18 protein-coding genes, 1 pseudogene and 1 riboswitch are annotated in these 22,349 nt (G+C 45.1%); of the genes and pseudogenes, 5 read left to right on the top strand and 14 right to left on the bottom strand.

Translation table 11 applies throughout. The features are described from left to right. Nucleotides 1-252, bottom strand: a pseudogene (locus LNL84_RS16480) (chitinase N-terminal domain-containing protein); the annotation flags it as partial. A gap of 293 nt (nt 253-545) precedes the next feature. Beyond that, nucleotides 546-649: riboswitch (TPP riboswitch) on the top strand. A 57-nt stretch (nt 650-706) separates the two neighbouring features. Between LNL84_RS16480 and thiD the strand changes: the two are divergent. Continuing rightward, complete coding sequence (gene thiD / locus LNL84_RS16475; protein ID WP_244358715.1) at nt 707-1,534, top strand: bifunctional hydroxymethylpyrimidine kinase/phosphomethylpyrimidine kinase; 828 nt, start codon at nt 707-709, stop codon at nt 1,532-1,534. 394 nt (nt 1,535-1,928) lie between these two features. Further along, on the top strand, nt 1,929-3,476 hold the full coding sequence (locus LNL84_RS16470) for an alanine/glycine:cation symporter family protein (protein ID WP_244358714.1): 1,548 nt from the start codon (nt 1,929-1,931) through the stop codon (nt 3,474-3,476). A gap of 137 nt (nt 3,477-3,613) precedes the next feature. Here the strand turns inward: LNL84_RS16470 and guaA are convergent, their stop codons facing one another. Continuing rightward, nucleotides 3,614-5,191 carry a glutamine-hydrolyzing GMP synthase gene (gene guaA, locus LNL84_RS16465; RefSeq protein WP_244358713.1) on the bottom strand — a complete coding sequence of 526 codons (1,578 nt, stop codon included), beginning with the start codon at nt 5,189-5,191 and terminating at the stop codon, nt 3,614-3,616. An 84-nt stretch (nt 5,192-5,275) separates the two neighbouring features. After that, on the bottom strand, nt 5,276-6,739 hold the full coding sequence (gene guaB / locus LNL84_RS16460) for an IMP dehydrogenase (protein ID WP_244358711.1): 1,464 nt from the start codon (nt 6,737-6,739) through the stop codon (nt 5,276-5,278). A gap of 222 nt (nt 6,740-6,961) precedes the next feature. Between guaB and xseA the strand changes: the two genes are divergently transcribed. The 3 genes from xseA (at nt 6,962) to LNL84_RS16445 (ending at nt 10,516) form a co-directional block, all read left to right on the top strand. After that, complete coding sequence (gene xseA / locus LNL84_RS16455; protein ID WP_425244326.1) at nt 6,962-8,332, top strand: exodeoxyribonuclease VII large subunit; 1,371 nt, start codon at nt 6,962-6,964, stop codon at nt 8,330-8,332. Between the two features lie 226 nt (nt 8,333-8,558). Beyond that, entirely contained in the window at nt 8,559-9,365 is an 807-nt protein-coding gene (locus LNL84_RS16450; protein ID WP_244358708.1) for a family 16 glycosylhydrolase, read from the top strand. Between the two features lie 17 nt (nt 9,366-9,382). Next, nucleotides 9,383-10,516 carry a glycoside hydrolase family 5 protein gene (locus LNL84_RS16445; RefSeq protein ID WP_244358707.1) on the top strand — a complete coding sequence of 378 codons (1,134 nt, stop codon included), beginning with the start codon at nt 9,383-9,385 and terminating at the stop codon, nt 10,514-10,516. Between the two features lie 4 nt (nt 10,517-10,520). Here the strand turns inward: LNL84_RS16445 and LNL84_RS16440 are convergent, their stop codons facing one another. The 11 genes from LNL84_RS16440 to ndk all read right to left on the bottom strand — a co-directional run bounded on the left by LNL84_RS16440 (nt 10,521) and on the right by ndk (nt 22,339). Further along, nucleotides 10,521-10,766, bottom strand: coding sequence for a zinc ribbon domain-containing protein (locus LNL84_RS16440; RefSeq protein ID WP_244358706.1), 246 nt, complete (start codon nt 10,764-10,766; stop codon nt 10,521-10,523). Nucleotides 10,767-10,806: 40 nt separating this feature from the next. Further along, the gene (locus LNL84_RS16435; RefSeq protein WP_244358705.1) at nt 10,807-11,844 is read right to left on the bottom strand and encodes a sensor domain-containing diguanylate cyclase; all 1,038 of its coding nucleotides are present in this window, start codon (nt 11,842-11,844) and stop codon (nt 10,807-10,809) included. A 342-nt stretch (nt 11,845-12,186) separates the two neighbouring features. Beyond that, nucleotides 12,187-13,017: an alanyl-tRNA editing protein gene (locus LNL84_RS16430; protein ID WP_279611067.1), complete on the bottom strand. Its 831-nt coding sequence runs from the start codon at nt 13,015-13,017 to the stop codon at nt 12,187-12,189. 144 nt (nt 13,018-13,161) lie between these two features. Next, entirely contained in the window at nt 13,162-14,652 is a 1,491-nt protein-coding gene (der, locus tag LNL84_RS16425) for a ribosome biogenesis GTPase Der (RefSeq protein WP_244358703.1), read from the bottom strand. Nucleotides 14,653-14,826: 174 nt separating this feature from the next. Next, nucleotides 14,827-15,984, bottom strand: coding sequence for an outer membrane protein assembly factor BamB (gene bamB, locus LNL84_RS16420; protein WP_244358702.1), 1,158 nt, complete (start codon nt 15,982-15,984; stop codon nt 14,827-14,829). 12 nt (nt 15,985-15,996) lie between these two features. Continuing rightward, nucleotides 15,997-16,611 (bottom strand): YfgM family protein, encoded by a 615-nt coding sequence (locus LNL84_RS16415; protein WP_244358701.1) that lies wholly within the window; start codon nt 16,609-16,611, stop codon nt 15,997-15,999. Nucleotides 16,612-16,653: 42 nt separating this feature from the next. Further along, nucleotides 16,654-17,922, bottom strand: coding sequence for a histidine--tRNA ligase (gene hisS / locus LNL84_RS16410; RefSeq protein WP_244358699.1), 1,269 nt, complete (start codon nt 17,920-17,922; stop codon nt 16,654-16,656). A 24-nt stretch (nt 17,923-17,946) separates the two neighbouring features. Continuing rightward, nucleotides 17,947-19,071, bottom strand: coding sequence for a flavodoxin-dependent (E)-4-hydroxy-3-methylbut-2-enyl-diphosphate synthase (gene ispG / locus LNL84_RS16405; RefSeq protein WP_244358697.1), 1,125 nt, complete (start codon nt 19,069-19,071; stop codon nt 17,947-17,949). Nucleotides 19,072-19,079: 8 nt separating this feature from the next. Next, nucleotides 19,080-20,024 (bottom strand): cytoskeleton protein RodZ, encoded by a 945-nt coding sequence (rodZ, locus tag LNL84_RS16400; protein ID WP_244358695.1) that lies wholly within the window; start codon nt 20,022-20,024, stop codon nt 19,080-19,082. A gap of 530 nt (nt 20,025-20,554) precedes the next feature. Continuing rightward, nucleotides 20,555-21,682: a dual-specificity RNA methyltransferase RlmN gene (gene rlmN / locus LNL84_RS16395; protein ID WP_244358694.1), complete on the bottom strand. Its 1,128-nt coding sequence runs from the start codon at nt 21,680-21,682 to the stop codon at nt 20,555-20,557. 231 nt (nt 21,683-21,913) lie between these two features. Further along, the gene (gene ndk, locus LNL84_RS16390; protein WP_244358692.1) at nt 21,914-22,339 is read right to left on the bottom strand and encodes a nucleoside-diphosphate kinase; all 426 of its coding nucleotides are present in this window, start codon (nt 22,337-22,339) and stop codon (nt 21,914-21,916) included. Nucleotides 22,340-22,349: the final 10 nt, after the last annotated feature.

Below are 22,349 nucleotides of genomic sequence, written 5' to 3'. Positions count from 1 at the left end.
CCCATCAAAGTAAATGTTATAAGCGTCTCCTGTTGTTCCGCTCCACTGATTAAACGTGATTTGGATGTCCGCCAGATCCTTATACTGAACCATTTGGTCATAGCCGGATGTGGTTTCCATCGCCAACTCAATTTTAGAAAATTGTAGGTTGTTCGAACCCCAGACGTCGATAGAGGGCTTGCTTGGCGCAGCGATTGTTGCAAAGCTCACAGCAATCGCTGCCAAAGAAATCCCTATAGATAATTGTTTCATTTTTTATCTCTTTCCCTGAAATGTCTTTATTTACTGTTCACGCAATTTGTGAACATCGAGAAACAGTATTGGAAAGAGATTGAGAGTCTGACTGGAAAAAGAAATAGCTTTCGAGTCACCATACAAATTTAGAAAACATGTGGCACATTGTTTCATTCAATTATGTCAAGTATGCCAAACTTTCTGCGAGTTAATCGCTAAGCGACAGCATAACTGACCTTGTGACTGCGAGATGCTAGGCGGTTAGACGCAATAGGGCTAGATCATTGTCTTTAATTGTATGACAATTAATAACTTAAAGGTCGGGGAGCTATTTGGCTGAGATCACCAATTGAAGGTGAGACCCGTTGAACCTGATTCAGTTAACACTGGCGTAGGGAACCGATAGCAAGAGTGATGGCCTCGCACGTATGCCCAGCACCGTGCTTGTGTTCCCATGCCTATAGGAGCATTAATGGCCACATCCACCTATCGCGACACCCCTATCGTTCTCACTATTGCCGGTTCAGACTCTAGTGGCGGCGCTGGTATTCAGGCAGACATCAAAGCCATCTCTGCCACAGGGGCTTATGCCTGCTCTGTCATCACGGCACTCACAGCACAAAATACCCGGGGGGTGAGCTCAATTTTTCCCATTGCGCCACTCTTTGTAGAACAACAACTGGACGCGGTGTTCACCGATTTGAGTGTAGCCGCGGTCAAAATTGGCATGCTCGCGGACGCCGAAATCATTCATTCCGTGACCAAAAAGCTGCGTCAATATAAACCTAAGTCTATTGTGGTTGACCCTGTCATGGTAGCGACAAGTGGTGATCGTCTGCTCGAACCCGATGCAATGGCTGCGTTAAAAGATCAACTGCTGCCTCTTGCCAGCGTAATAACCCCAAACTTGCCTGAAGGAGCGGCGCTGATTGGGGAAACAACCCCAACAAATCAGCAGGAAATGGACAATCTCATCGACAAGCTTAAGGCGTTAAAAATAGCGCCTATCTTGCTCAAAGGCGGACACCTGGAAAACTCGCCAAACAGCTGCGATCTATTGATCACTGAAAGTGACATTCAAAGCTTTCAGGCCAAGCGAATTTCTACCAGCAATACACACGGGACAGGTTGCACTTTAAGCTCTGCAATTGCGTCATATTTGGCTCAAGGCTACCCGATCAGTCAAGCGATTGAACTGGCAAAGCACTATATTACTCAGGCAATTACACATGCCGACAGACTTGAAGTGGGTGCAGGCCACGGCCCGGTAAACCATTTCTATATGTTCAGTCAGAGGTAAGCTTTACAGAGTATTTGGCCTATCATAGGCCAAATACTATCATAGGCCAAAAGCCATAAAATCTGCTCTACTTTGCCTCGCTATGTGGTGATAATTCCGGCGAATATTGAGGCGCGTTTAAAACACCTCGCTGCATCTCACAAGTACCCTTACTACTGGTATCCCAAGCCGAAAACACAGTTAGCACTTAACCAATAAGCGGGCTTTACACCACTACTAAGCACACCCACCTCAGTACTATATGCTAATAAATACATAAATAGACCAAAGTTTGTGCTCACGATCACGCCACAAGCTTTGTATTTAATCTTTGTTTAACATTTTTTATACATTTCCGTTAGGATGCGTTGGCTGTTCTAATAATCCACCTGAAAGTTCAAAGCAGGGAAGTACTATGCAAACATTTGTTGATTTTTTAAACGGGATAATCTGGAGTCCCGTTCTGATTTATTTATGTCTCGGTGCCGGTTTGTTTTACTCGGTGTTAACTCGTTTCGTTCAGGTCCGTCATTTTTTTGAAATGTGGCGCCTACTCCTATCAGGAAAGAGCTCAGAAAAAGGGATCTCCTCATTTCAGGCTCTCGCGGTATCGCTCTCTGGGCGAGTCGGTACCGGTAATATTGCCGGCGTTGCGGCTGCCATAGGCTTTGGTGGCCCTGGTGCTGTTTTCTGGATGTGGGTTGTAGCCTTTTTCGGGGCTGCAACGGCTTATGCCGAGTCAACCCTAGCACAGATATACAAAGAGGAAGATGAAGGCGAATTTAGAGGTGGACCCGCTTATTACATTGAAAAAGCGATGGGACAAAAATGGTACGCTTGGATATTCGCGATCGCCACTATTTTTGCGTGTGGCGTCTTATTGCCTGGCGTTCAATCTAACAGCATTGGTAATGCTGTAGAGGCCGCGTTTGGTACCGGCGACATGATAGAAACCGCCATCGGTACTATTAGCTTTGCCAAGATAGTTACAGGCACGGTGATTTCGATTATCCTCGGTTTCATCATCTTTGGTGGAGTAAAGCGTATCGCCCACTTTACTCAAGTCGTGGTGCCATTTATGGCGCTTGCCTACATCATTGTTGCGTTTGTCATTATCTTATTGAACGTTAATGAGATCCCAAGAATTATAGGTATGATTTTGGGTGATGCTATGACACCGATGGCGGGTATTGGTGCAGCTATCGGTTGGGGCGTTAAACGTGGCGTGTATTCCAATGAAGCCGGACAAGGGACAGGCCCTCATGCGGCTGCCGCGGCGAATGTCGATCACCCTGCTCAGCAAGGTCTGGTTCAGTCTTTCTCAATTTACATCGATACTTTGCTCGTATGTTCTGCCACTGCGTTCATGATCCTCATAACAGGTGCCTACAATGTCCATGGAGGTGCCGAAGGCGTTTTCCTTGTTCAAAACCTTCCTGCGACTATTGGTGCAAATGGTCCGGTTTTCACTCAGATGGCAATTGAAAGCACCATGCCAGGGATCGGTAAACCATTCATCGCCTTTGCCTTATTCTTCTTTGCGTTCACCACAATATTGGCTTACTACTACATCGCGGAAACTAACATTGCATACATTCGTCGAACGTTCAAAGTAAAAGGCCTCATGTTTCTACTAAAATTGGTGTTAATGGCATCGGTTTTTTATGGAACCGTGAAAGCTGCCAATTTGGCGTGGGCGATGGGCGATGTTGGTGTAGGTGTCATGGCGTGGCTCAACATCGTTGGCATCATTATCATTTTCTTTATGTCTAAGCCCGCTATCAAAGCGCTGAAAGACTACGAAGAACAACAAGCTAGAAAAGTTGAGGTGTACACTTTTGATCCTGTGGCTTTGGGGATTAAAGGTGCTGATTACTGGGAAGAGAGGTATAAGAAAAAAGCAGTAGGCACTAAACAAGCCTCTGACGAGATCCCCTCTCCCGCACCACAACAGGGCTCATAAAACAAAGGGGTAGCTTTCGCTACCCCTTTATGTAACATGGCGATTTAACAGTCTGCATTAAATTGGCTCAAAAAAAAGGCCTGCTAGAAAAAAGCAGGCCTTGGTGATTACGCTAGAAAGGGATTAGGTCTTCGCCATTATTCCCATTCAATTGTTGCCGGTGGCTTGCCCGAAATATCGTAAACAACACGCGAGATACCTTCCACTTCGTTGATGATGCGGTTAGAAACCTTACCCAAGAAATCGTAGGGCAGATGAGCCCAGTGCGCTGTCATGAAATCAATCGTTTCAACGGCACGCAGAGACACTACCCAGTCGTACTTACGACCATCGCCCATGACACCTACAGAGCGCACAGGTAAGAACACTGTGAACGCTTGAGATACTTTGTTGTACAGATCCGCAGCGTGGAGCTCTTCGATAAAGATTGCATCTGCGCGACGTAGTAAATCACAGTATTCTTTCTTTATTTCGCCAAGAACACGAACACCTAGACCAGGACCTGGGAACGGGTGACGATAAAGCATGTTGTATGGCAGACCTAGCTCTAGACCGATCTTGCGTACTTCATCTTTAAACAACTCACGAAGTGGCTCTACAAGTCCCATCTCCATATCATCAGGAAGACCACCTACATTGTGGTGAGACTTGATCACGTGTGCTTTACCTGTTTTAGACGCGGCAGATTCGATCACGTCAGGGTAGATTGTCCCTTGTGCCAACCATTTAGCATTTGACAGTTTCTTAGATTCTTCGTCGAAAATATCGACAAAAACATGGCCAATAATCTTACGTTTCGCTTCTGGATCTGACTCACCCTCTAGGGCTTTTAGAAAACGGTCTTCTGCGTTAACGTGAATAATGTTCAAGCCAAATTTATTGCCAAACATCTCCATCACTTGATCGGCTTCGTTAAGACGCAACAAACCGTTATCCACAAAAACACAGGTCAGTTTGTCACCGATAGCGCGGTGCGCAAGCATTGCGACAACTGAGGAGTCAACACCCCCCGAAAGACCAAGGATCACTTCATCGTCGCCCACTTGCTCTTTAATTCGAGCAATGGCATCTTCGATGATAGATTCAGATGTCCAAAGTCCTTCACAGCCACACACATGCAGAACAAAGTTCTCAAGCATTCTCATGCCTTGTTTCGTGTGCGTCACTTCTGGGTGGAATTGAACGCCGTAATATTTTTTCTCTTCGTTCGCCATCGCAGCGTAAGGACATGTGTCCGTTTGTGCAAGCTTGATAAAGTCTGATGGGATCTCTACCACTTTGTCACCGTGACTCATCCAAACATCAAGTAGCGGTGAGCCATCATCAGTCAAAGCATCTTGGATATTCTCAAACAATGCTGAAGGTGCAGTAACCTGAACCTGAGCGTACCCAAACTCGCGCTCAGTAGAACCTGCGACTTTGCCGCCTAACTGTTCAGCCATCGTTTGCATGCCGTAGCAAATACCAAATACTGGAACTCCAGAATCGAAGACATATTGAGGCGCACGTGGAGAGTTATTCTCTGTAACGCTTTCCGGACCACCAGAAAGAATGATGCCGTCTGGATTGAAGTCGCGAATATCTGATTCTTCAACGTCCCAGCTCCACAGTTCACAATAAACACCGATTTCACGGATACGACGAGCAACAAGCTGAGTATATTGTGAACCAAAATCTAGGATCAGGATGCGTTGGTCATGGATATTTTTAGTCATCAGGGGTCAATCTCAAAAATTAAATTAGTGGATGGAAACCCAATACAGGGTTTCCATAAGCTTCAAATTAACTGTGGTTAGGTATTAACCCAATCGGTAGTTTGGTGCTTCTTTGGTAATTTGTACATCATGCACGTGTGATTCATTTAAGCCTGCACCTGAAATACGAACGAATTCCGCTTTAGTACGCATATCTTCAATCGTTGCTGAGCCAGTTAGACCCATGCTAGAACGAAGCCCGCCCATTTGTTGGTGAACAATTTCTTTTAGGCGGCCTTTGTAAGCGATACGACCTTCAATGCCTTCAGGAACAAGCTTGTCAGCTGCATTGTCTGTTTGGAAATAACGATCTGAAGAGCCTTGAGACATTGCGCCCAACGAACCCATTCCACGGTAAGCTTTGTAAGAACGACCTTGATAGAGGATAACTTCGCCCGGCGCTTCTTCTGTACCCGCAAACATTGAGCCAACCATCACACAAGATGCGCCAGCAACGATCGCTTTACAGATATCACCAGAGAAACGAATTCCACCATCAGCAATGACAGGAATACCATACTCGGCAGCAGCAGCGGCTGCATCAGAAATAGCGGTAATTTGTGGCACACCGACACCTGTTACGATGCGAGTTGTACAAATTGAACCAGGGCCGATACCCACTTTAACTGCGCTTACACCTGCTTCAATAAGAGCACGAGCACCCGAAGCAGTTGCAACGTTGCCACCAATAATATCAAGGTTTGGATAAGCCGCACGTGTTTCGCGAATACGGTTTAGTACGCCTTCAGAATGACCATGTGAAGAGTCGATAAGTAGAACGTCAACACCCGCTTCAACAAGAGCCTTAACACGCTCTTCGTTACCCGCGCCCGCACCGACAGCAGCGCCAACACGAAGACGACCTTGCTCATCCTTACATGCATTTGGCTTACGCTCAGCTTTGTGGAAGTCTTTTGCTGTGATCATTCCTGTAAGTTGAAACTCATCGTTCACGACTAACACTTTCTCTACGCGAGCACGATGCATTTCTTCTTGAACGTCTTCACGAGATGCGCCTTCTTTTACGTTAGCAAGGCGCGCTTTTGGCGTCATAACTAACTCAACTTTTTTATCAAGATCAGTAACAAAGCGTACGTCACGGCCAGTAATAATGCCCACTAGCTCGTTATTCTTTGTCACTACAGGAAAACCTGCAAAACCGTGCTTTTCTGTCAGGGCCTTTACGTCAGCAATCGTTGCATCGGGGCGAACCGTTACTGGATTAGTAACCACACCTGCTTCAAAGATCTTAACTTGACGAACTTGTTCAGCTTGCTGCTCAATCGACATGTTTTTATGAATGAAGCCGATACCACCCTCTTGGGCGAGAGCGATGGCTAAACGAGCTTCTGTAACAGTATCCATCGATGCTGAGATCATCGGGATATTCAACGCGATATTTTTGGTCAACTGAGTACGAAGATCAGCGGTATTCGGGAGAACGGTGGAGTGTGCTGGAACGAGTAAAACATCATCGAACGTCAGCGCTTCTTTGGCAATTCTTAGCATTTGCAATATCTCACAACAAGTGTATTAAAAGACTATCTCATCGTTATCATTTGTGCCTAATTTGGAACAATTAGGAAAGGGATTTTGATTTGATATTGCGGACGGATTATACGCCCAGCGCAATCGCTTGGCTACACATTTTTTGATTTTTAATTTGCATTCACCCCCTTGATATGTATTATATTGCCGCTAATTTCCATACTCACGTCCCCGGAATTAGTTTTGTCTTCATCATCGCTATTTGGTTCCCAAGCTTCCTCACCAAACCAAAATATATACACGGTTTCTAGACTTAATTCCGAAGTACGACTTTTGCTTGAAAATGAAATGGGCATCGTATGGTTAGTGGGTGAGATCTCGAACTTTTCAGCCCCCGTTTCTGGGCATTGGTATTTGACATTAAAAGACTCACGCGCACAGGTTAAGTGTGCCATGTTTAAAGGCAATAATCGTCGCGTTTCTTTTAAGCCCGCCAATGGTCAACAGGTCATTGTCAAAGCACGTTTATCGTTATATGAGCCTAGAGGTGACTACCAACTCATTATCGATTCAATGCAGCCTGAAGGTGACGGGCTTTTACAACAAGAGTTTGAGAAACTCAAAATGTCTTTGGCAGCGGAAGGATTGTTTGCTCAAAATCTAAAGTTCCCCCTCCCTCCTCATCCTAAATGTGTGGGTGTTATTACATCAAAAACGGGTGCCGCGTTGTATGACATCCTCGATGTATTAAAACGCCGAGATCCAAGTTTACCGGTTGTGATCTATCCAACATTAGTGCAAGGGGAAAACGCCGCGATCGATATCGCACAAGCGATTGGTCGCGCTAACACACGTCAGGAATGCGATGTTCTCATCGTTGGACGTGGAGGTGGTTCGCTAGAAGATCTCTGGTGTTTTAACCATGAAATTGTCGCCAGAACCATAGCCGCCAGTCAGATCCCAATTATCAGTGCAGTTGGCCACGAAGTTGATGTGACCATCGCCGATTATGTTGCCGATGTAAGAGCCCCCACCCCTAGCGCCGCTGCAGAGCTTGTCAGCAACGACAGTTCACATAAACGCGACACACTAAGAAACCTTACACACCGCCTACAAAGTACGTTTCGTCATTATCTGGCACAGCGAAAGCACCTTTGGCTACACACAACCAACCAGCTAAATCGTTTACACCCAAAACATCAACTGCAAAGGCAAAGCCAAAGGCTGGATGAGTACGAGTATCAACTGTCTGCGGCTATACAAAAAAGGCTTAGTCAAGAAAACCAGCACCTTAGTACTCTGGCTCATCGCTTAAGCTTGCGCTCTCCTGTCAACAAGCTTGATGTACAACAACACCAGCTTAATCAGTCTACGCAAAGGCTGAGAGTCGCAATGGACAAAGTGCTGACGTTTAAGCAACATCAGTTTTCCGTCATGGTAGAGAAACTCGATATGGTTAGCCCTTTGGCCACACTTAAGCGTGGTTATTCGATCACGCAAGATCACAAAGGCAAAGTCATTAGCCAGGCAGAGCAAGTATACGTAGGAGAGAGCATTATCACCACATTAGAGTCGGGAACGATCGAAGCCACTGTAACCAAAGTCTCCAAGTAGCTGATCAGGCGACGGTGGTAAATCCGCGATTTTACTCTCACAACGCCTCACTCCTGGCACTAAAATCGACACTTGTATGATTCCATGAATAGTTTCATCACTGTTAAAGATAATTCTGTGTCGCTTGCATATTCAGCATAAAGCACTGTTATCACTATTGAATCTCTACCTCGTTTCCTAGAACGTATAAAAAACAATCTATACATTTCTCAAGGAAAGGGACTTTATGAAAAAGTTAACTCCGGTCATGCTTGCCATACTGGCAACCTCCTGTTCGAGTGAACACTCTGTCGTTAATCAAGATACATTGTCACAGGGCAGTCAACTCAATAAAACAGATGTTGCTCTGTATGGTGCAGAAGTATTTAGTCACGAAAAAGTACTCTTCGGCAAGTTCATCATCCGCATGAAAATGATCTCCAGTCCCGGGGTTGTTTCGTCATTTTTTACCTACGACAATGAATCCTGGCAGGGGGGGATCCCATGGCGTGAGATTGACATCGAGGCTATCGGCAAGCATCGCGATCTGCTACAGACTAATTTGATCACAGGCAGTCAAGCAAAGCGTATCCACTCAGAAAACACCCATACTGTCACCAACCTAGATGAATTCAATGAGTTTACTCTGATCTGGACACCGAACGAAATATCCTGGCAAGTCAATGGCGTGACCATTCATGAAGAGCTTTCTAGTCACTCTCAACAAGTCATCGATATGCGTGATTCTCCACAAAGTTACCGCATGAACGTCTGGATTTCGGAAGCTATTGGTTGGGTAGGCCCATTTGATATTAATAGTCTCCCTCTTTACCAAGTCGTAGACTGGATCGAATATTATCCATACCAGGACGGCGAATTTACACTCGCGTGGCGAGATGACTTTGACACTTTTGACCAATCTCGCTGGGGCAAGGGAGACTGGGGCTTTGACAGTAACCTAGTCACCTTTTCACCAAGTAACGTTGCCGTCAGTGATGGTCAATTGATATTGGGGATTACCGCAAAAGAGCCTGGCATCCCTTCTATCAAATAGCCCTCGGTCTAGCATTAATGGCGGCTGATTTTATCAAAGCCGCTTGGCTATTCATGATCCAAAAAAAGCGAAATACGACTATGCGTAATTACAATTTTTTCACTGCCTTATTGGCATTGTGCCTGTCACTGCCTGCTGTTGCGGTTGAACCTCTCACCGTCGAGAATGGGCAGATCATGGCAGGTGGTAAAAACCAGAGTTTTGCTGGAGTCAGTCTGTTCTGGAGTAATACTGGGTGGGGCGGAGAAGATTTTTATACAGCCAAAGATGTCAATCTAGCAAAAGTGGAGCTGGGCGCGACACTCATTCGAGCGGCGATTGGTCACGGACAGCAAGGTGGTCTGCAAGATGACTGGAATGGCAACATGTCTCGCCTAGAAACAGTCATCGAGGCTGCAATCGAAGAAGATATGTACGTCATCGTCGACTTTCACAGCCACGAAGCGCACCACGACATCGCGAGCGCGAGTGCTTTTTTTAGTGATATTGCGACACGATATGGTCACCACGACAATATCATTTACGAGCTATTCAATGAGCCACTGCAGATCAGTTGGAACAAAGATATTAAGCCTTATGCGATAACGTTGATCGACACCATCCGAGCCATTGATCCCGATAACTTGATCATCGTGGGTTCACCAAATTGGTCTCAAGATGTCGACGTTGCTTCATACGCCCCCATTGAGCGTGAGAATATTGCGTACAGCATCCATTTTTACGCAGGTACACATGGTGATTATTTGATTGATAAAGTCAATATTGCTCTAAACAACGGCATTGCTCTATTTGCAACGGAATGGGGGACGGTCAATGCAAATGGTGATGGCGCTGTAGACGTACAACAAACCTATCGTTGGATGAACCTGCTAAAAGAGAACAATATCAGTCATGCCAACTGGGCGCTAAACAATAAAGCGGAAGGTGCTTCACTGTTCGTACCCGATGGGACATGGGGAGACTACAGTGAATCTGGCCTGTGTGTAAAAAGCATTATTTTGAACTGGAACAGCGACGAAATAAAACCGTGCACCGACAATATTGATACAGTGGAGACAAGCACTGCCAGCGGTGGCAGCATTGGGTTGATGTTCGTGTTGTGGTTAGTGGTAGTCGGTTTTCTAAAGCGTCACGCGAACTGGACAATGTGAACCGCTAGTTCGCGTTTTTATCCTGGGCTGATTGAAAAGAGATAACTACTCGCGACTTGGATTTAAGCTCATTGCATGTATGACAAAAGTAGCTTGCGGAACCACACGCCTGTAGTTTTTCTAACAGTGCTTCACAATCTGGACAATGAGCCTGTTTACTAAAAGCAGCATCACAGTGAGTGCAAAAGTACTCACCGCGCCACTCTAATTCCGAGTGGCATGTTGGACAACAATTGGAACTATTGATCATAATTCTACCCTAAGCAGTTTAGTTAGATTTCAAGTATAACTTAGGTCACAGTAGAAGAATCTTGATCCAGATTCAAACAGCTCTTAAGTTGGTTCTGTTTTTTCTTTTTATACATATCAACGTCTGCTAGACGAATAAGGTGGTCAATGCTTAGATCACTGCAACAAGTCTTAATTGCAAAGCCGACGCTCACGTCAATATTGCTCTGTTCTAGTACGAGTGGCTGGTTGAGTTCTTGTCTGAGAGTATTAAAGAACGCTAGGGCTTTTACTTCATTGGGAAAGCAGTAAAAAGCCAAAAATTCATCTCCCCCATAGCGGCCAAGGATCGCGTCTTCAGGCAATAAAGACTTGAGTGTGCTCGCGACTTTTTTCAGCACTTTATCGCCGAACTGGTGACCATACTTATCATTAACTTGTTTGAACCTGTCGATATCCACAAAGAAACAACCAAGCCTATTACCTTTAAAGCAGTTACTTTCACTGACTTTCTCTAGCAGAGCTCGTCGATTTAGACAATGGGTCAAAGAATCATATTGCGCTTGAAAGTGCAGCTTTTCTTCAAGTCGATACTTTTCAATAGCGACCGAATAGACAGAAGCGAGAGACTCCAAAAGTTCGAGTTCTACGTCTGAAGGAGCGTCGGCTTCTTCACTGTAAATCGCTAGCGTGCCTAGCACTTGATTGTCGACTGAGATGATAGGCACTGACCAGCATGCATTTAGATTCGCCTTTTGCGTAAGAGCTGCAAATGAGCGCCAGTTGTCATGCTGGGCAATATTCTCGGTAATGATTGTTTTTTTATGATAGGCGGCGGCGCCGCACGCTCCAACATTAGGGCCGATTTCTATGCCATTGATTGCTTGCGTGTAAAATGACGGTAAATTGGGCGCACAAGAGCTATGCAGTGTTCTTTTGAGTGGATCCAAATATATGATCGATGCTATACGTTTACTAAATAAGCGCTCGCTCAGTAAAATGATCTTATTGTCGAGCTCATTCTTAGGCAGTCCAAGAGCGAGATCCCGTAATAGCGTATTGATACTTTTATGCGCTTCTAGCAGCAATTCTTTGCTCATAACCCTACCACTTCATTCCATAATTTGTATTTTGTCACCAAGCTTGCGCAAATATTAACACACCGTTCGGTAAAATGTAGCCTCATACGTATTTATCTATAAAATAGACAATAAGTTCTGCGCGAAATGATACGGTATTTTGATGGATAATAGGGATGAATAAGGATCATTCGCTGATCAAGTGCTTTGTCCACCATGATCAGCGATCTGCCTAATTAAGAACATTTATATAACCACACACCGAAAGCATAAGTTACATGTTCTGCATTTGCATTTTATGTGGGATAAAATTCTAACTAATGATTTGGAAATGGCACTTTTCAATATTTAGTAAAAAGATCTTTATTGAGGTTTGCGGATTGCATACGTGTGCATCTCAACATTACTATCATCTATGAGTTGCAGTTCAATACGTGTGGGATGCAAATGAGTAAGATCGGTAATATGAGTTCCTCCACATGGCATTGAAACTAACACATCACCTATCGTGCACTCCCAAAACCTGGAGTCCGTTAATTCATCACCTTCTAATCGCATTTGGATTGAGGCACTTTTTGATAACCAACGATCTACAAGGGCATTAACCTGTGACTCAATCTGCTTGAGATCTGTTATGACCTCTTTTGTATTTAGACCACGTTTTTTAAGTGTTTTACCAAGCCGGTAATGATCCCAACATTTATTGGTCGAAACCACGCTTCTCTGCTGTGCATAGCGATTGAAGTCATAATGGCCAAGCCCATCGACTCTGTCTGGCACTTTACGCCAATAGCCCTCGGCTAGAACCTGATTGAGTGCCAAAGATGCAATGTGCCCAGCACTGTGACCGAGGCTAAAGCCATGCTGCCGCTGTTGGTCGACACACAACCTGACTCGCTCGCCAACTTTCAATGACACAGCGCACGCTTGCAGACGATGAACCACAACAAAACACCACCCCTCAGTATTGCGCTTCACTGGTATATTTTGGCCAACATATAAGGATCCTGTAGATAACTCTATGGCACCAACTTGGCAATCTATAACCTTTAGTTCATCTTGATGAATTCTCAGGATACCGCTATCAGCAGGGTGGTCTGGCCATATATGACTAACGGGATGAAAAGGGGTTTCTTTAGTGACTATATCTAAATAGTCATTGTTACGATCAATAAGTTGGATTTCGCTATCCATTTCCCAAGTTTGATGACAGAAATAAACCTTGGTGGCTGTATACACAAAACTCTCCTACTTGATTTTGTCTTGGTTATCTTTAGTAAACGGGGTTTTAGCCCGAAAAAAAAAGCCCCCAGCGAAGCTGAGGGCCTTTCTATACGGTTACTTTTTCGAGCGACCTTTCATCATTCCAACAAGGCGCTTGCGTTTGCGCTCTTGTGAAATGGTAAGCTTAGTGCCTTTACCTTCAAACGGATTAGCACTGCTCTGGAACTGAATACGAATTGGTGTACCCATGATCTCCAACGAGCGACGGAAGTAGTTCATCAAATAGCGTTTATATGAGTCCGGCAATTCGTTGACCTGGTTACCGTGAATAACAACAATTGGTGGGTTATAACCACCTGCGTGAGCGTATTTCAGTTTCACGCGGCGTCCACGAACCAGCGGCGGCTGGTGATCGTCTGTCGCCATCTTCATAATACGCGTTAATACTGACGTTCCAACACGAGTCGTTGCTGATTTATACGCTTCTTGAACAGATTCAAAGAGATGACCTACACCTGTACCGTGAAGTGCTGAAATAAAGTGTAAACGAGCGAAGTCCACGAAACCTAAACGTCTATCCAGCTCCTTTTTAACGTGCTCTTTCACGTCATTGTCAAGGCCGTCCCACTTGTTCACAGCGATCACAATAGAGCGTCCGGAGTTCAGAGCGAAGCCCAATAAGCTCAGATCTTGATCTGAAATATTTTCGCGCGCGTCGATGACTAATAGTACAACGTTCGCGTCTTCAATCGCTTTAAGTGTCTTAACAACAGAAAACTTTTCGACGGTTTCATTGATGCGTCGACGACGTCGAACACCAGCGGTATCGATCAACACGTATTCCCTTTCATCTCTTTCCATTGGGATGTAAATAGAATCGCGAGTAGTTCCTGGCATATCAAAGACCACCACACGCTCTTCACCCAGAATACGGTTGGTTAGAGTTGATTTACCAACGTTTGGACGACCAATAATCGCCAGTTTAATCGGTTGGTCCTGCAGGCGTTTGAATTCCTGTTCTGCTTCTTCTTCGCTGTACTCAAGCTTTTCTTCTTCTTCGTCCACCAGCTGAGTGAGATCTTCGATTTCTCCTTGATTCTCTTCAATCAATTTCTCGGCAAATGGATTTAAAGCCAGATCAATCAATGCACTTACGCCACGACCATGAGCCGCTGCAATTTGATACATTTCTTCCATACCAAGTTGCCAGAACTCAGCACTAGCAGCATCAGCATCGACACCATCAATCTTATTTACGACCAACATCGCTGGCTTTTCAAGCTTACGTAAGTGTTGGGCAATCGCTTCATCAGAGGCTGTTAGTCCGGCACGGCCGTCAACCATAAATAGCACAACATCAGCTTCATCAATTGCTGCTAAAGATTGCTCTGCCATTTTTGTTTCAACGCCTTCTTCAGTGCCGTCGATACCACCAGTATCGATAACAATGAATTCATGCTCCCCTAATTTCGCCTGTCCGTATTTACGGTCTCGGGTTAATCCAGGAAAGTCAGCGACAAGCGCATCGCGAGTACGGGTTAGTCGGTTAAATAATGTCGACTTACCAACATTAGGGCGCCCAACTAGAGCAACAACAGGTATCATAACAACCTCTACACTTATTCTATCTATGTAGTTATAGGTAAAAAGTGACCATCTTTCCTATAACTACAACCTACATCTTGTCAAAAAGAGCAAGATCCTCTTGCTTCTCAGCAATAAAACGGCTCCTAACTGAAAATCAGCCAGGAGCCAGATGTGAATTATATCACGCTTTTTTTAGTTGAGCGTGAGTTTCTTTATTTCGCCATCACGGGAAACCAGAATATAGCCACCAGGAATTGAAATAGGGTTGACTGCCAAACCACTTTCACTGATGTTTTGTTGAGCAACAAAGTTACCTGTCGTTCGATCAATCCAGTGCAAATAGCCAAGGCTATCACCAACGACTAAGTAACCATCGATGATGGCAGGTGGCGTCAACAAACGGTTTTCTAACTGTACATTTTCCCACAACTTCGTTCCACTGCGAGCATCGACAGCAACTAGGTGATCCTGGTCAGTGATCAAGAACAGACTGCGATTGTCAGTTGTCATATCCTGAGATGATGAGTAATTACGCTTCCAGACAGGTTTACCGGATCTCAAATCAATAGAGACCAACTGACCATTGAACCCAACGGTAAACAGATTGCCACCCAAAATTATTGGCGACGCATCAACATCAACAAGACGATCAATTTCTGTTGCGCCTTTTGGCGTACCAATCGGTTGTTGCCAAATTAGTTGGCCGCGTTCAACAATTGCTGCAGACAATCGGCCATTAGCGGTTCCCCAGAATACGCCACCAGAAACAGCCGTCGGTGCGCTATCACCGCGCAGTGTCAAGTTTGGAACATCGCTACTGATAGCCCATCGCTCTGAGCCGTCACGTTGATCTAACGCTGTTAACACCCCTTGACTGGTATGCACCATGACAAGGTTTGCATCTACAGCAGCGCGAGCCAATACTTCACCATTAACGGGGACACGCCACAATAACTCACCTGTTTTAGCATCAAGAGCGATCACTGTGCCGTTTTCGGTACCAATAAACAACTTTTGATAGGCCGCAACGATACCACCGGAGAGTCTCGCCGGTTGCGACTCTTTAACATCGCTTTCCCAAAGAACGCTACCGTTTTCCGGATCCAATGCTCGCACTAACCCATCTCGACTTGCGACAAATAACTGGTCATAAGCGTAAGCGGGAGTCAGCTTGGAAAAGTAACTGCCAACACCATCACCGATAGACGATGACCAAACGGTATTTGGGCTAAACTCACTTTCTACTTTTGGTAGTGGTGCCATAACAACGGTATCTTCTTCACCAGCACAACCGCCTAGAAGACCAAGTACCGAGGCCGATAGAAGTACCTTTTTGAGCAACTTATTCATTAAACTCAATTCCTACTTGGCAAGATCATCCAACTTCAGTTGTAAGGTTTGACTAGCGTCTGTCGCCTGTTGAGCTTCACTGTACGCTGAATACGCTGCGTCTTTATCGCCTTGTGATAATGCGATATCACCACGCATTTCAGCAACGCGCCCCGCCCAACTTGCATCACTAATCTTACTAAGTTCGGTGTTCGCGGCTTCAATATCGCCTTGCTCAGTCATAAGTCTGGCGATACGGAACGTGATTAACGGTGTTAAAGCTGGATCTTTTGTTTTAGTTTGAGCCCATTGAAGCTGCTCAAGAGCTTGACCAAATTCACCGGCTTCAACTTGAGCTTTGGCCAATTGCAGTGCCGCTAGAACAGTGTACTCTGAACTACTATCACTATTGATAAATGCTTGAACCTCAGAAGACGCCTCTAAGCCCTTCGTCGCCATTGCTTCAATTGCTTGTGTGTATTGTTCAGAAGCAGTTTCACGAGCTTCGATCACTGAGTCTTGGTAATAGCGCCAGCCAAAAAGGCCGCCCAAACCAACAACAGCACCTAAGATCACGGCTTTGCCGTTTTCTTTCCACCAATCTTTTATTGCTTCAACTTGTTGTTCTTCAGAATCGTAGAGTTCCACTTCCTGTCCTCTTAACTAAAAATCATTATTTCTATCGGCGTATTACAGAATATCTGCGAGCTTTGTCAGAAGTTCGTTCTGCGCTACCGTCTGTTGCTCGCCACCTTTAAGGTCTTTGACAACCACAGTGCCTTCAGCCACTTCATTTTCACCAAGGACTAAAGCAACCAGAGCGCCCACTTTATCTGCACGCTTAAATTGTTTCTTGAAGTTACCACCACCAAAGTGATTCATCACTCGAATGTCAGAATCAGACTCTCGAAGCTGTTCCGCTAATTTAAGGCCCGCCATCATTGTGCCTTCTCCGGCAGTGACGACATACACATCAACATTGCGTCGTACGTCTGTTAGCTCCAGCGTTTCCATCATCAGAACCAAACGCTCAAGACCCATAGCAAAACCCACAGCAGGGGTTGCTTTACCGCCCAGCTGCTCAACCAAGCCGTCGTAACGTCCACCGCCACATACTGTACCTTGTGCTCCAAGACTTTCAGTAATCCATTCAAATACGGTGCGATTGTAGTAATCCAAACCGCGTACTAGGCGCTGATTTACTGTGTATTCGATACCTGCGGCATCAAGAAGTTCACACAATCCTGCAAAATGCGCTTTAGAGTCCTCATCAAGATAATCGGCTAGCTCGGGTGCATCAACTAAAATAGCTTGAACATCTTTATTCTTGCTATCTAGAACACGCAATGGGTTAGTGTGCATGCGACGCTTACTGTCTTCGTCAAGAACATCGATGTGTTTTTCGAGATGCTCAATCAATGCTGTTCGGTAGTTTGCGCGATCATCTAAAGACCCAATCGAGTTGAGTTCAAGACGAACGTGCTCAGAAATACCCAGTTCACGCCACAATCGAGCTGTCATCATGATTAACTCAGCATCCACATCTGGCCCATTTAGGCCAAACACCTCAACGCCACATTGGTGAAATTGACGATAACGCCCTTTTTGAGGACGCTCATGTCTGAACATTGGCCCCATGTACCATAAACGCTGCTCCTGGTTATAAAGCAAACCGTTTTCAATACCTGCGCGTACACAACCTGCAGTGCCTTCTGGACGCAGGGTCAAACTGTCACCATTGCGATCTTCAAACGTGTACATTTCTTTTTCTACTACGTCTGTTACTTCACCAATCGCACGGCTAAATAGATGTGTCATCTCAACAATTGGCATGCGAACTTCATTGTATCCGTATGCACTTACAACACGTTTCACTGTGCTTTCCACTTTTTGCCATAGCGGAGATTGAGTTGGGAGGCAGTCGTTCATACCTCTAATTGCTTGAATTGTTTTTGCCACAATGTGTACCGTTTACTGTTGAGATTATTTGTTGTCGATTAGATTAACATCGATACGGTTGTCCGGATCGATTTGTGCCGCTTTGGCTCGAATCTTAGCTTCGAGTTGATTAACGAGATCGTCGTTATCAAAACGCTCCTTCTGGCGCTTGCCATCTTCGTAGAAGGCGCTTTTCTTATTACTGCCTGCTAACCCTAGATGCGATACCTCTGCTTCACCAGGTCCATTTACCACGCAACCAATGATTGAAACATCCATTGGAGTGATCATGTCTTCTAGCCTCTGCTCTAGCGCATTGACCGTGCCGATGACATCAAACTCTTGGCGTGAGCAACTTGGGCACGCAATAAAGTTGATACCGCGGGAGCGAATACGCAGTGACTTTAAAATATCAAAGCCGACTTTGATTTCTTCTACCGGATCGGCCGCAAGAGAGATACGTAACGTATCACCAATACCTTCAGCAAGAAGCATCCCCAAACCGACCGACGATTTCACAGCACCAGCACGAGCACCACCAGCTTCGGTAATACCTAGGTGCAGTGGTTGATCGATTTTCTTTGCGAGTAGTCGGTAAGAGTCAACGGCAAGGAATACATCCGATGCCTTTACGCTGACTTTGAATTGATCGAAGTTCAATCGGTCAAGAATGTCGACATGGCGCATTGCCGATTCAACTAACGCGGCTGGCGTAGGTTCACCGTATTTTACCTGAATCTCTTTTTCCAATGATCCGCCATTTACACCGATGCGAATTGGAATGTTGTTGTCGCGAGCACAATCGACAACGGAGCGTATTCGCTGTTCGTTACCAATATTGCCAGGGTTGATACGCAAGCAATCAACACCATACTCAGCGACTTTTAACGCGATACGGTAATCAAAATGGATATCGGCGACCAAAGGAACGTTAACTTGCCTTTTGATTTCTCTAAATGCTTCTGCAGCATCCATGGTCGGTACCGATACACGCACAATATCCGCACCGACATTTTCCAGTGCTTTGATCTGTGCCACGGTCGCAGCAACATCAGTTGTGCGCGTATTGGTCATCGATTGGACGGCGATAGGAGCACCATCGCCGATAGGGACGTCGCCAACATAAATTCTTGAAGACGGGCGACGTTTTATAGGTGATTCATATTGCATAGTGTTTTCTAAGGTAAGGTAAACCGAGCGACTTTACCTGAAGTATACCCAGAAAGGTCAAAAGGTTCACTTGCTAATGTGATGGAAACGGCTTCAGGTGCACCTAAAATGACTTTAAACGGTGCTTCACCTGACAAATTCAGCGTTTGTCCTGCAGATTTGATACCCGTAGACAGCACTTTACCTGATGCGTCGGTAATTTGAATCCAGCAATCAGCCCTGAAACTCATCGTCACTTTCTTGGTATTATCAGCGACTTCTACAGCAACAGGAGACGCCTCTTCTAAGATAGGCTCAACAACCTCAAGTTGTGTCTCAGAAAGGGCTTCTGGTGCTGCTTGTTCGCCCTGAGTCGTATCGGTGACTTCTGCCTCTTCAATAACAGGCCGTTGCACAGGAGAAGCTGGTTCTGACGGTACTTCATCGATGTTCTCACCAGAGATCATCTCCATACCTTCTTCATCTAATGCCATTGCTTCGGCATCTGTGACTTCTGAAGTGTCGTCTGCCGGAAAAATGGACAACGTATCTTTCTGCTGATTTTGCAGCCACCAAATCGAAGAAATACCAATGATGACGATAAAGATCCCCCACGTTAGCTTCATAATTCGGCTATCGTGCTTTTCTTTGTTGGTCTTTCTTGAAAAGCTCTGCATCTGCTGTTCGCCATGCTGAGCTTCGTCATGGTGCTCCAAAGTATCGAGAACTGTTGCTTCATCAAGGCCTACGGCCTTAGCATACGAGCGCAAATAGCCACGAGTAAACGTTGCTACCAGTTCGCCATCGAAGTCGTTGGTTTCAATTTTCTCTATGATTGCCACACGCAGGCGTAGGCGATCTGCGATCTGTCTTTGGGTTAACCCTAACTCTTCACGTTTCTCTTTGAGTAACGTGCCCGCTAGGATTTGCTCTGTTGTATCTGTGTATTGCTTGGATTCTTGTTCAGTACTCATTGATCCTGTACTTCTACCTGTAGTTGCTAATGCTATGTTAGTTCATTCTGCTTTATTATTGTATTTGACTCGTCGAGTTCTGCATTAACCAAAGTGAATGGTAGACACACACTGCCTCAGCAGAATTGCCCTTGTTTTGGATAAAAGCTCTGTGTCGAATTGCTTGGTAATACCGACATCGCTATCAGCGCGATGCCTAAATACCAATAGGCCTTTTTTATGAAGGTGAAACATCATAATCTATTCAACGAACAATATGAATTGCCACACCGCCTTTGGAAGTTCAATACCAGCACATTTGTTAAAAAAATGACATTACTCCAAATCTTAAGGCGACCACTATTAGCATTTGATTTAGAAAATCAATGATTGTTCCCCAATACCAGCATAAATGTACAAAAACGTGGTATTGATCTCTTAATTGAATCAGATAGATAGCTGCAATGTAACAACTCGTAAACTATCTCATCAGTGACACAATCACGCAGTCAAAAATGCCAAGCAGATAGCTTGGCATTTAAAATCAATCGTTAACCGACGTTCTTTACAGGAATAACCTCTCCGGCTTGTTCTGCTTTTAGCTGAGTTCGCTTGGTTCTATCAATCACATCACCAACCAACTGACCACACGCCGCGTCAATATCATCACCACGAGTCTTTCGTACTGTTACAGTGTAGTCGTACTGCATCAAGGTTTTCATAAAACGATCGATGCGTGAGTTGCTTGGCTTCTTATAAGGAGAACCTGGATAAGGATTAAATGGAATCAGGTTAATCTTGGCTGGCGTATCTTTGAGTAATTCTGCAAGTTCACGAGCGTGATCCATATCATCGTTCACGTGATCTAACAAAATGTATTCTACGGTCACTTTCCCCCTATTGGCATTAGAAGAAGCAATGTAACGACGTACTGACCCAAGGAAGTCTTCGATGTCCCAACGATCGTTGATAGGCATGATTTCACTACGCAACTTGTCATTTGGTGCATGAAGAGAGATCGCTAATGCAACATCAATATTACCTGTCATCTGATCGAGACCAGAAACAACACCAGATGTCGATACCGTAACTCGGCGCTTAGACAAACCAAAGCCTAAATCATCAAGCATGATCTCTAAAGATGGCATCAGGTTTTTCATGTTCAGGAGAGGTTCACCCATGCCCATCATTACAACATTGGTGATCGGGCGGCGTCCCGTGTCTTTTTCTAAGCCAACTTCGCGCGCTGCACGCCATACCTGACCGATGATCTCAGACACTTTTAGGTTTCGGTTAAAACCTTGCTGGCCAGTCGAGCAGAATTTACATTCTAAGGCGCACCCCACCTGTGAAGAGACACATAGAGTCGCACGATCATCTTCAGGGATATAAACAGTCTCAACATCCTGGTCCCCTACTCGCATCGCCCATTTAATGGTGCCGTCAGAGGAATACTGAGCATCCGAGACGTAAGGCGCTTTAATCTCTGTCAGTCGTATCAATTTCTCACGAAGCTTTTTATTGATGTTCGACATCTTTTCAAAGTCATCACAGCCAAAATGGTAGATCCACTTCATTACCTGATCAGCACGGAACGCTTTCTCGCCTAACTCCTCTTGGAAGTATTTGCGCAAGCCCTTGCGATCAAAATCAAGTAGATTCACTTTCTGTTCAGTCATGGTGCCTCTCAAACGACAGAGTTTCTAAATAAGGGCGCGAATTGTACAGCCTTTAGGCACTCACAACAAGTTTTACTCGAGTTTAAAACTATCGTTGGCCTGTATTTGTACTCTGTAGATTCTTGCTGAGTTTCCTTAGATAAAAAAAAGGAGGCAAACGCCTCCTTATTTAGTAGATGATGATATTTGATCACAGGACCAATGTAGAATGCATCAGACCTGCACAGTCCATTATCTAGGGCATATTTCCGACTCTGGAAAGAAAAATTCAATCTCGCGAGCAGCTGATGCTGGGCTATCTGACCCATGTACTGAATTGTGACGCATACTTAGTGCATAGTCAGCGCGTAACGTACCACACGCGGCTTCTTCTGGATTGGTTTTCCCCATCAACTCACGGTAACGAGCAATCGCATCTTCACCTTCTAGAACCTGAACCATAATTGGACCAGATGTCATAAACTCACGCAGTGCCGGGAAAAAGGGTTTTCCTTCATGCTCCGCGTAAAATCCACGAGCTTGTTCGTCATTTAGGTGAACCATTTTCGCCGCGACGATTTGCAAACCGGCTTTTTCAATACGATGGTAGATTTCACCGATGAGGTTACGCTCTACAGCATCAGGTTTAACAATTGAAAATGTTCTTTCTAGGGCCATAAGTATTCCT

It is taken from the genome of Vibrio gelatinilyticus (assembly GCF_022836845.1).
GTDB classification, from domain to species: domain Bacteria; phylum Pseudomonadota; class Gammaproteobacteria; order Enterobacterales; family Vibrionaceae; genus Vibrio; species Vibrio gelatinilyticus.
This window is presented reverse-complemented; position numbering and strand designations above follow the sequence as displayed.

Excerpts from the sequence above, each read along its gene's own strand:
- thiD (WP_244358715.1), top strand. The coding sequence starts at position 707 with ATGGCCACATCCACCTATCGCGACACCCCTATCGTTCTCACTATTGCC.
- LNL84_RS16470 (WP_244358714.1), top strand. The coding sequence starts at position 1,929 with ATGCAAACATTTGTTGATTTTTTAAACGGGATAATCTGGAGTCCCGTT.
- guaA (WP_244358713.1), bottom strand. The coding sequence starts at position 5,191 with ATGACTAAAAATATCCATGACCAACGCATCCTGATCCTAGATTTTGGT.
- guaB (WP_244358711.1), bottom strand. The coding sequence starts at position 6,739 with ATGCTAAGAATTGCCAAAGAAGCGCTGACGTTCGATGATGTTTTACTC.
- LNL84_RS16450 (WP_244358708.1), top strand. The coding sequence starts at position 8,559 with ATGAAAAAGTTAACTCCGGTCATGCTTGCCATACTGGCAACCTCCTGT.
- LNL84_RS16445 (WP_244358707.1), top strand. The coding sequence starts at position 9,383 with ATGGCGGCTGATTTTATCAAAGCCGCTTGGCTATTCATGATCCAAAAA.
- LNL84_RS16440 (WP_244358706.1), bottom strand. The coding sequence starts at position 10,766 with ATGATCAATAGTTCCAATTGTTGTCCAACATGCCACTCGGAATTAGAG.
- LNL84_RS16435 (WP_244358705.1), bottom strand. The coding sequence starts at position 11,844 with ATGAGCAAAGAATTGCTGCTAGAAGCGCATAAAAGTATCAATACGCTA.
- LNL84_RS16430 (WP_279611067.1), bottom strand. The coding sequence starts at position 13,017 with ATGGATAGCGAAATCCAACTTATTGATCGTAACAATGACTATTTAGAT.
- der (WP_244358703.1), bottom strand. The coding sequence starts at position 14,652 with ATGATACCTGTTGTTGCTCTAGTTGGGCGCCCTAATGTTGGTAAGTCG.
- bamB (WP_244358702.1), bottom strand. The coding sequence starts at position 15,984 with ATGAATAAGTTGCTCAAAAAGGTACTTCTATCGGCCTCGGTACTTGGT.
- ispG (WP_244358697.1), bottom strand. The coding sequence starts at position 19,071 with ATGCAATATGAATCACCTATAAAACGTCGCCCGTCTTCAAGAATTTAT.
- rodZ (WP_244358695.1), bottom strand. The coding sequence starts at position 20,024 with ATGAGTACTGAACAAGAATCCAAGCAATACACAGATACAACAGAGCAA.
- rlmN (WP_244358694.1), bottom strand. The coding sequence starts at position 21,682 with ATGACTGAACAGAAAGTGAATCTACTTGATTTTGATCGCAAGGGCTTG.
- ndk (WP_244358692.1), bottom strand. The coding sequence starts at position 22,339 with ATGGCCCTAGAAAGAACATTTTCAATTGTTAAACCTGATGCTGTAGAG.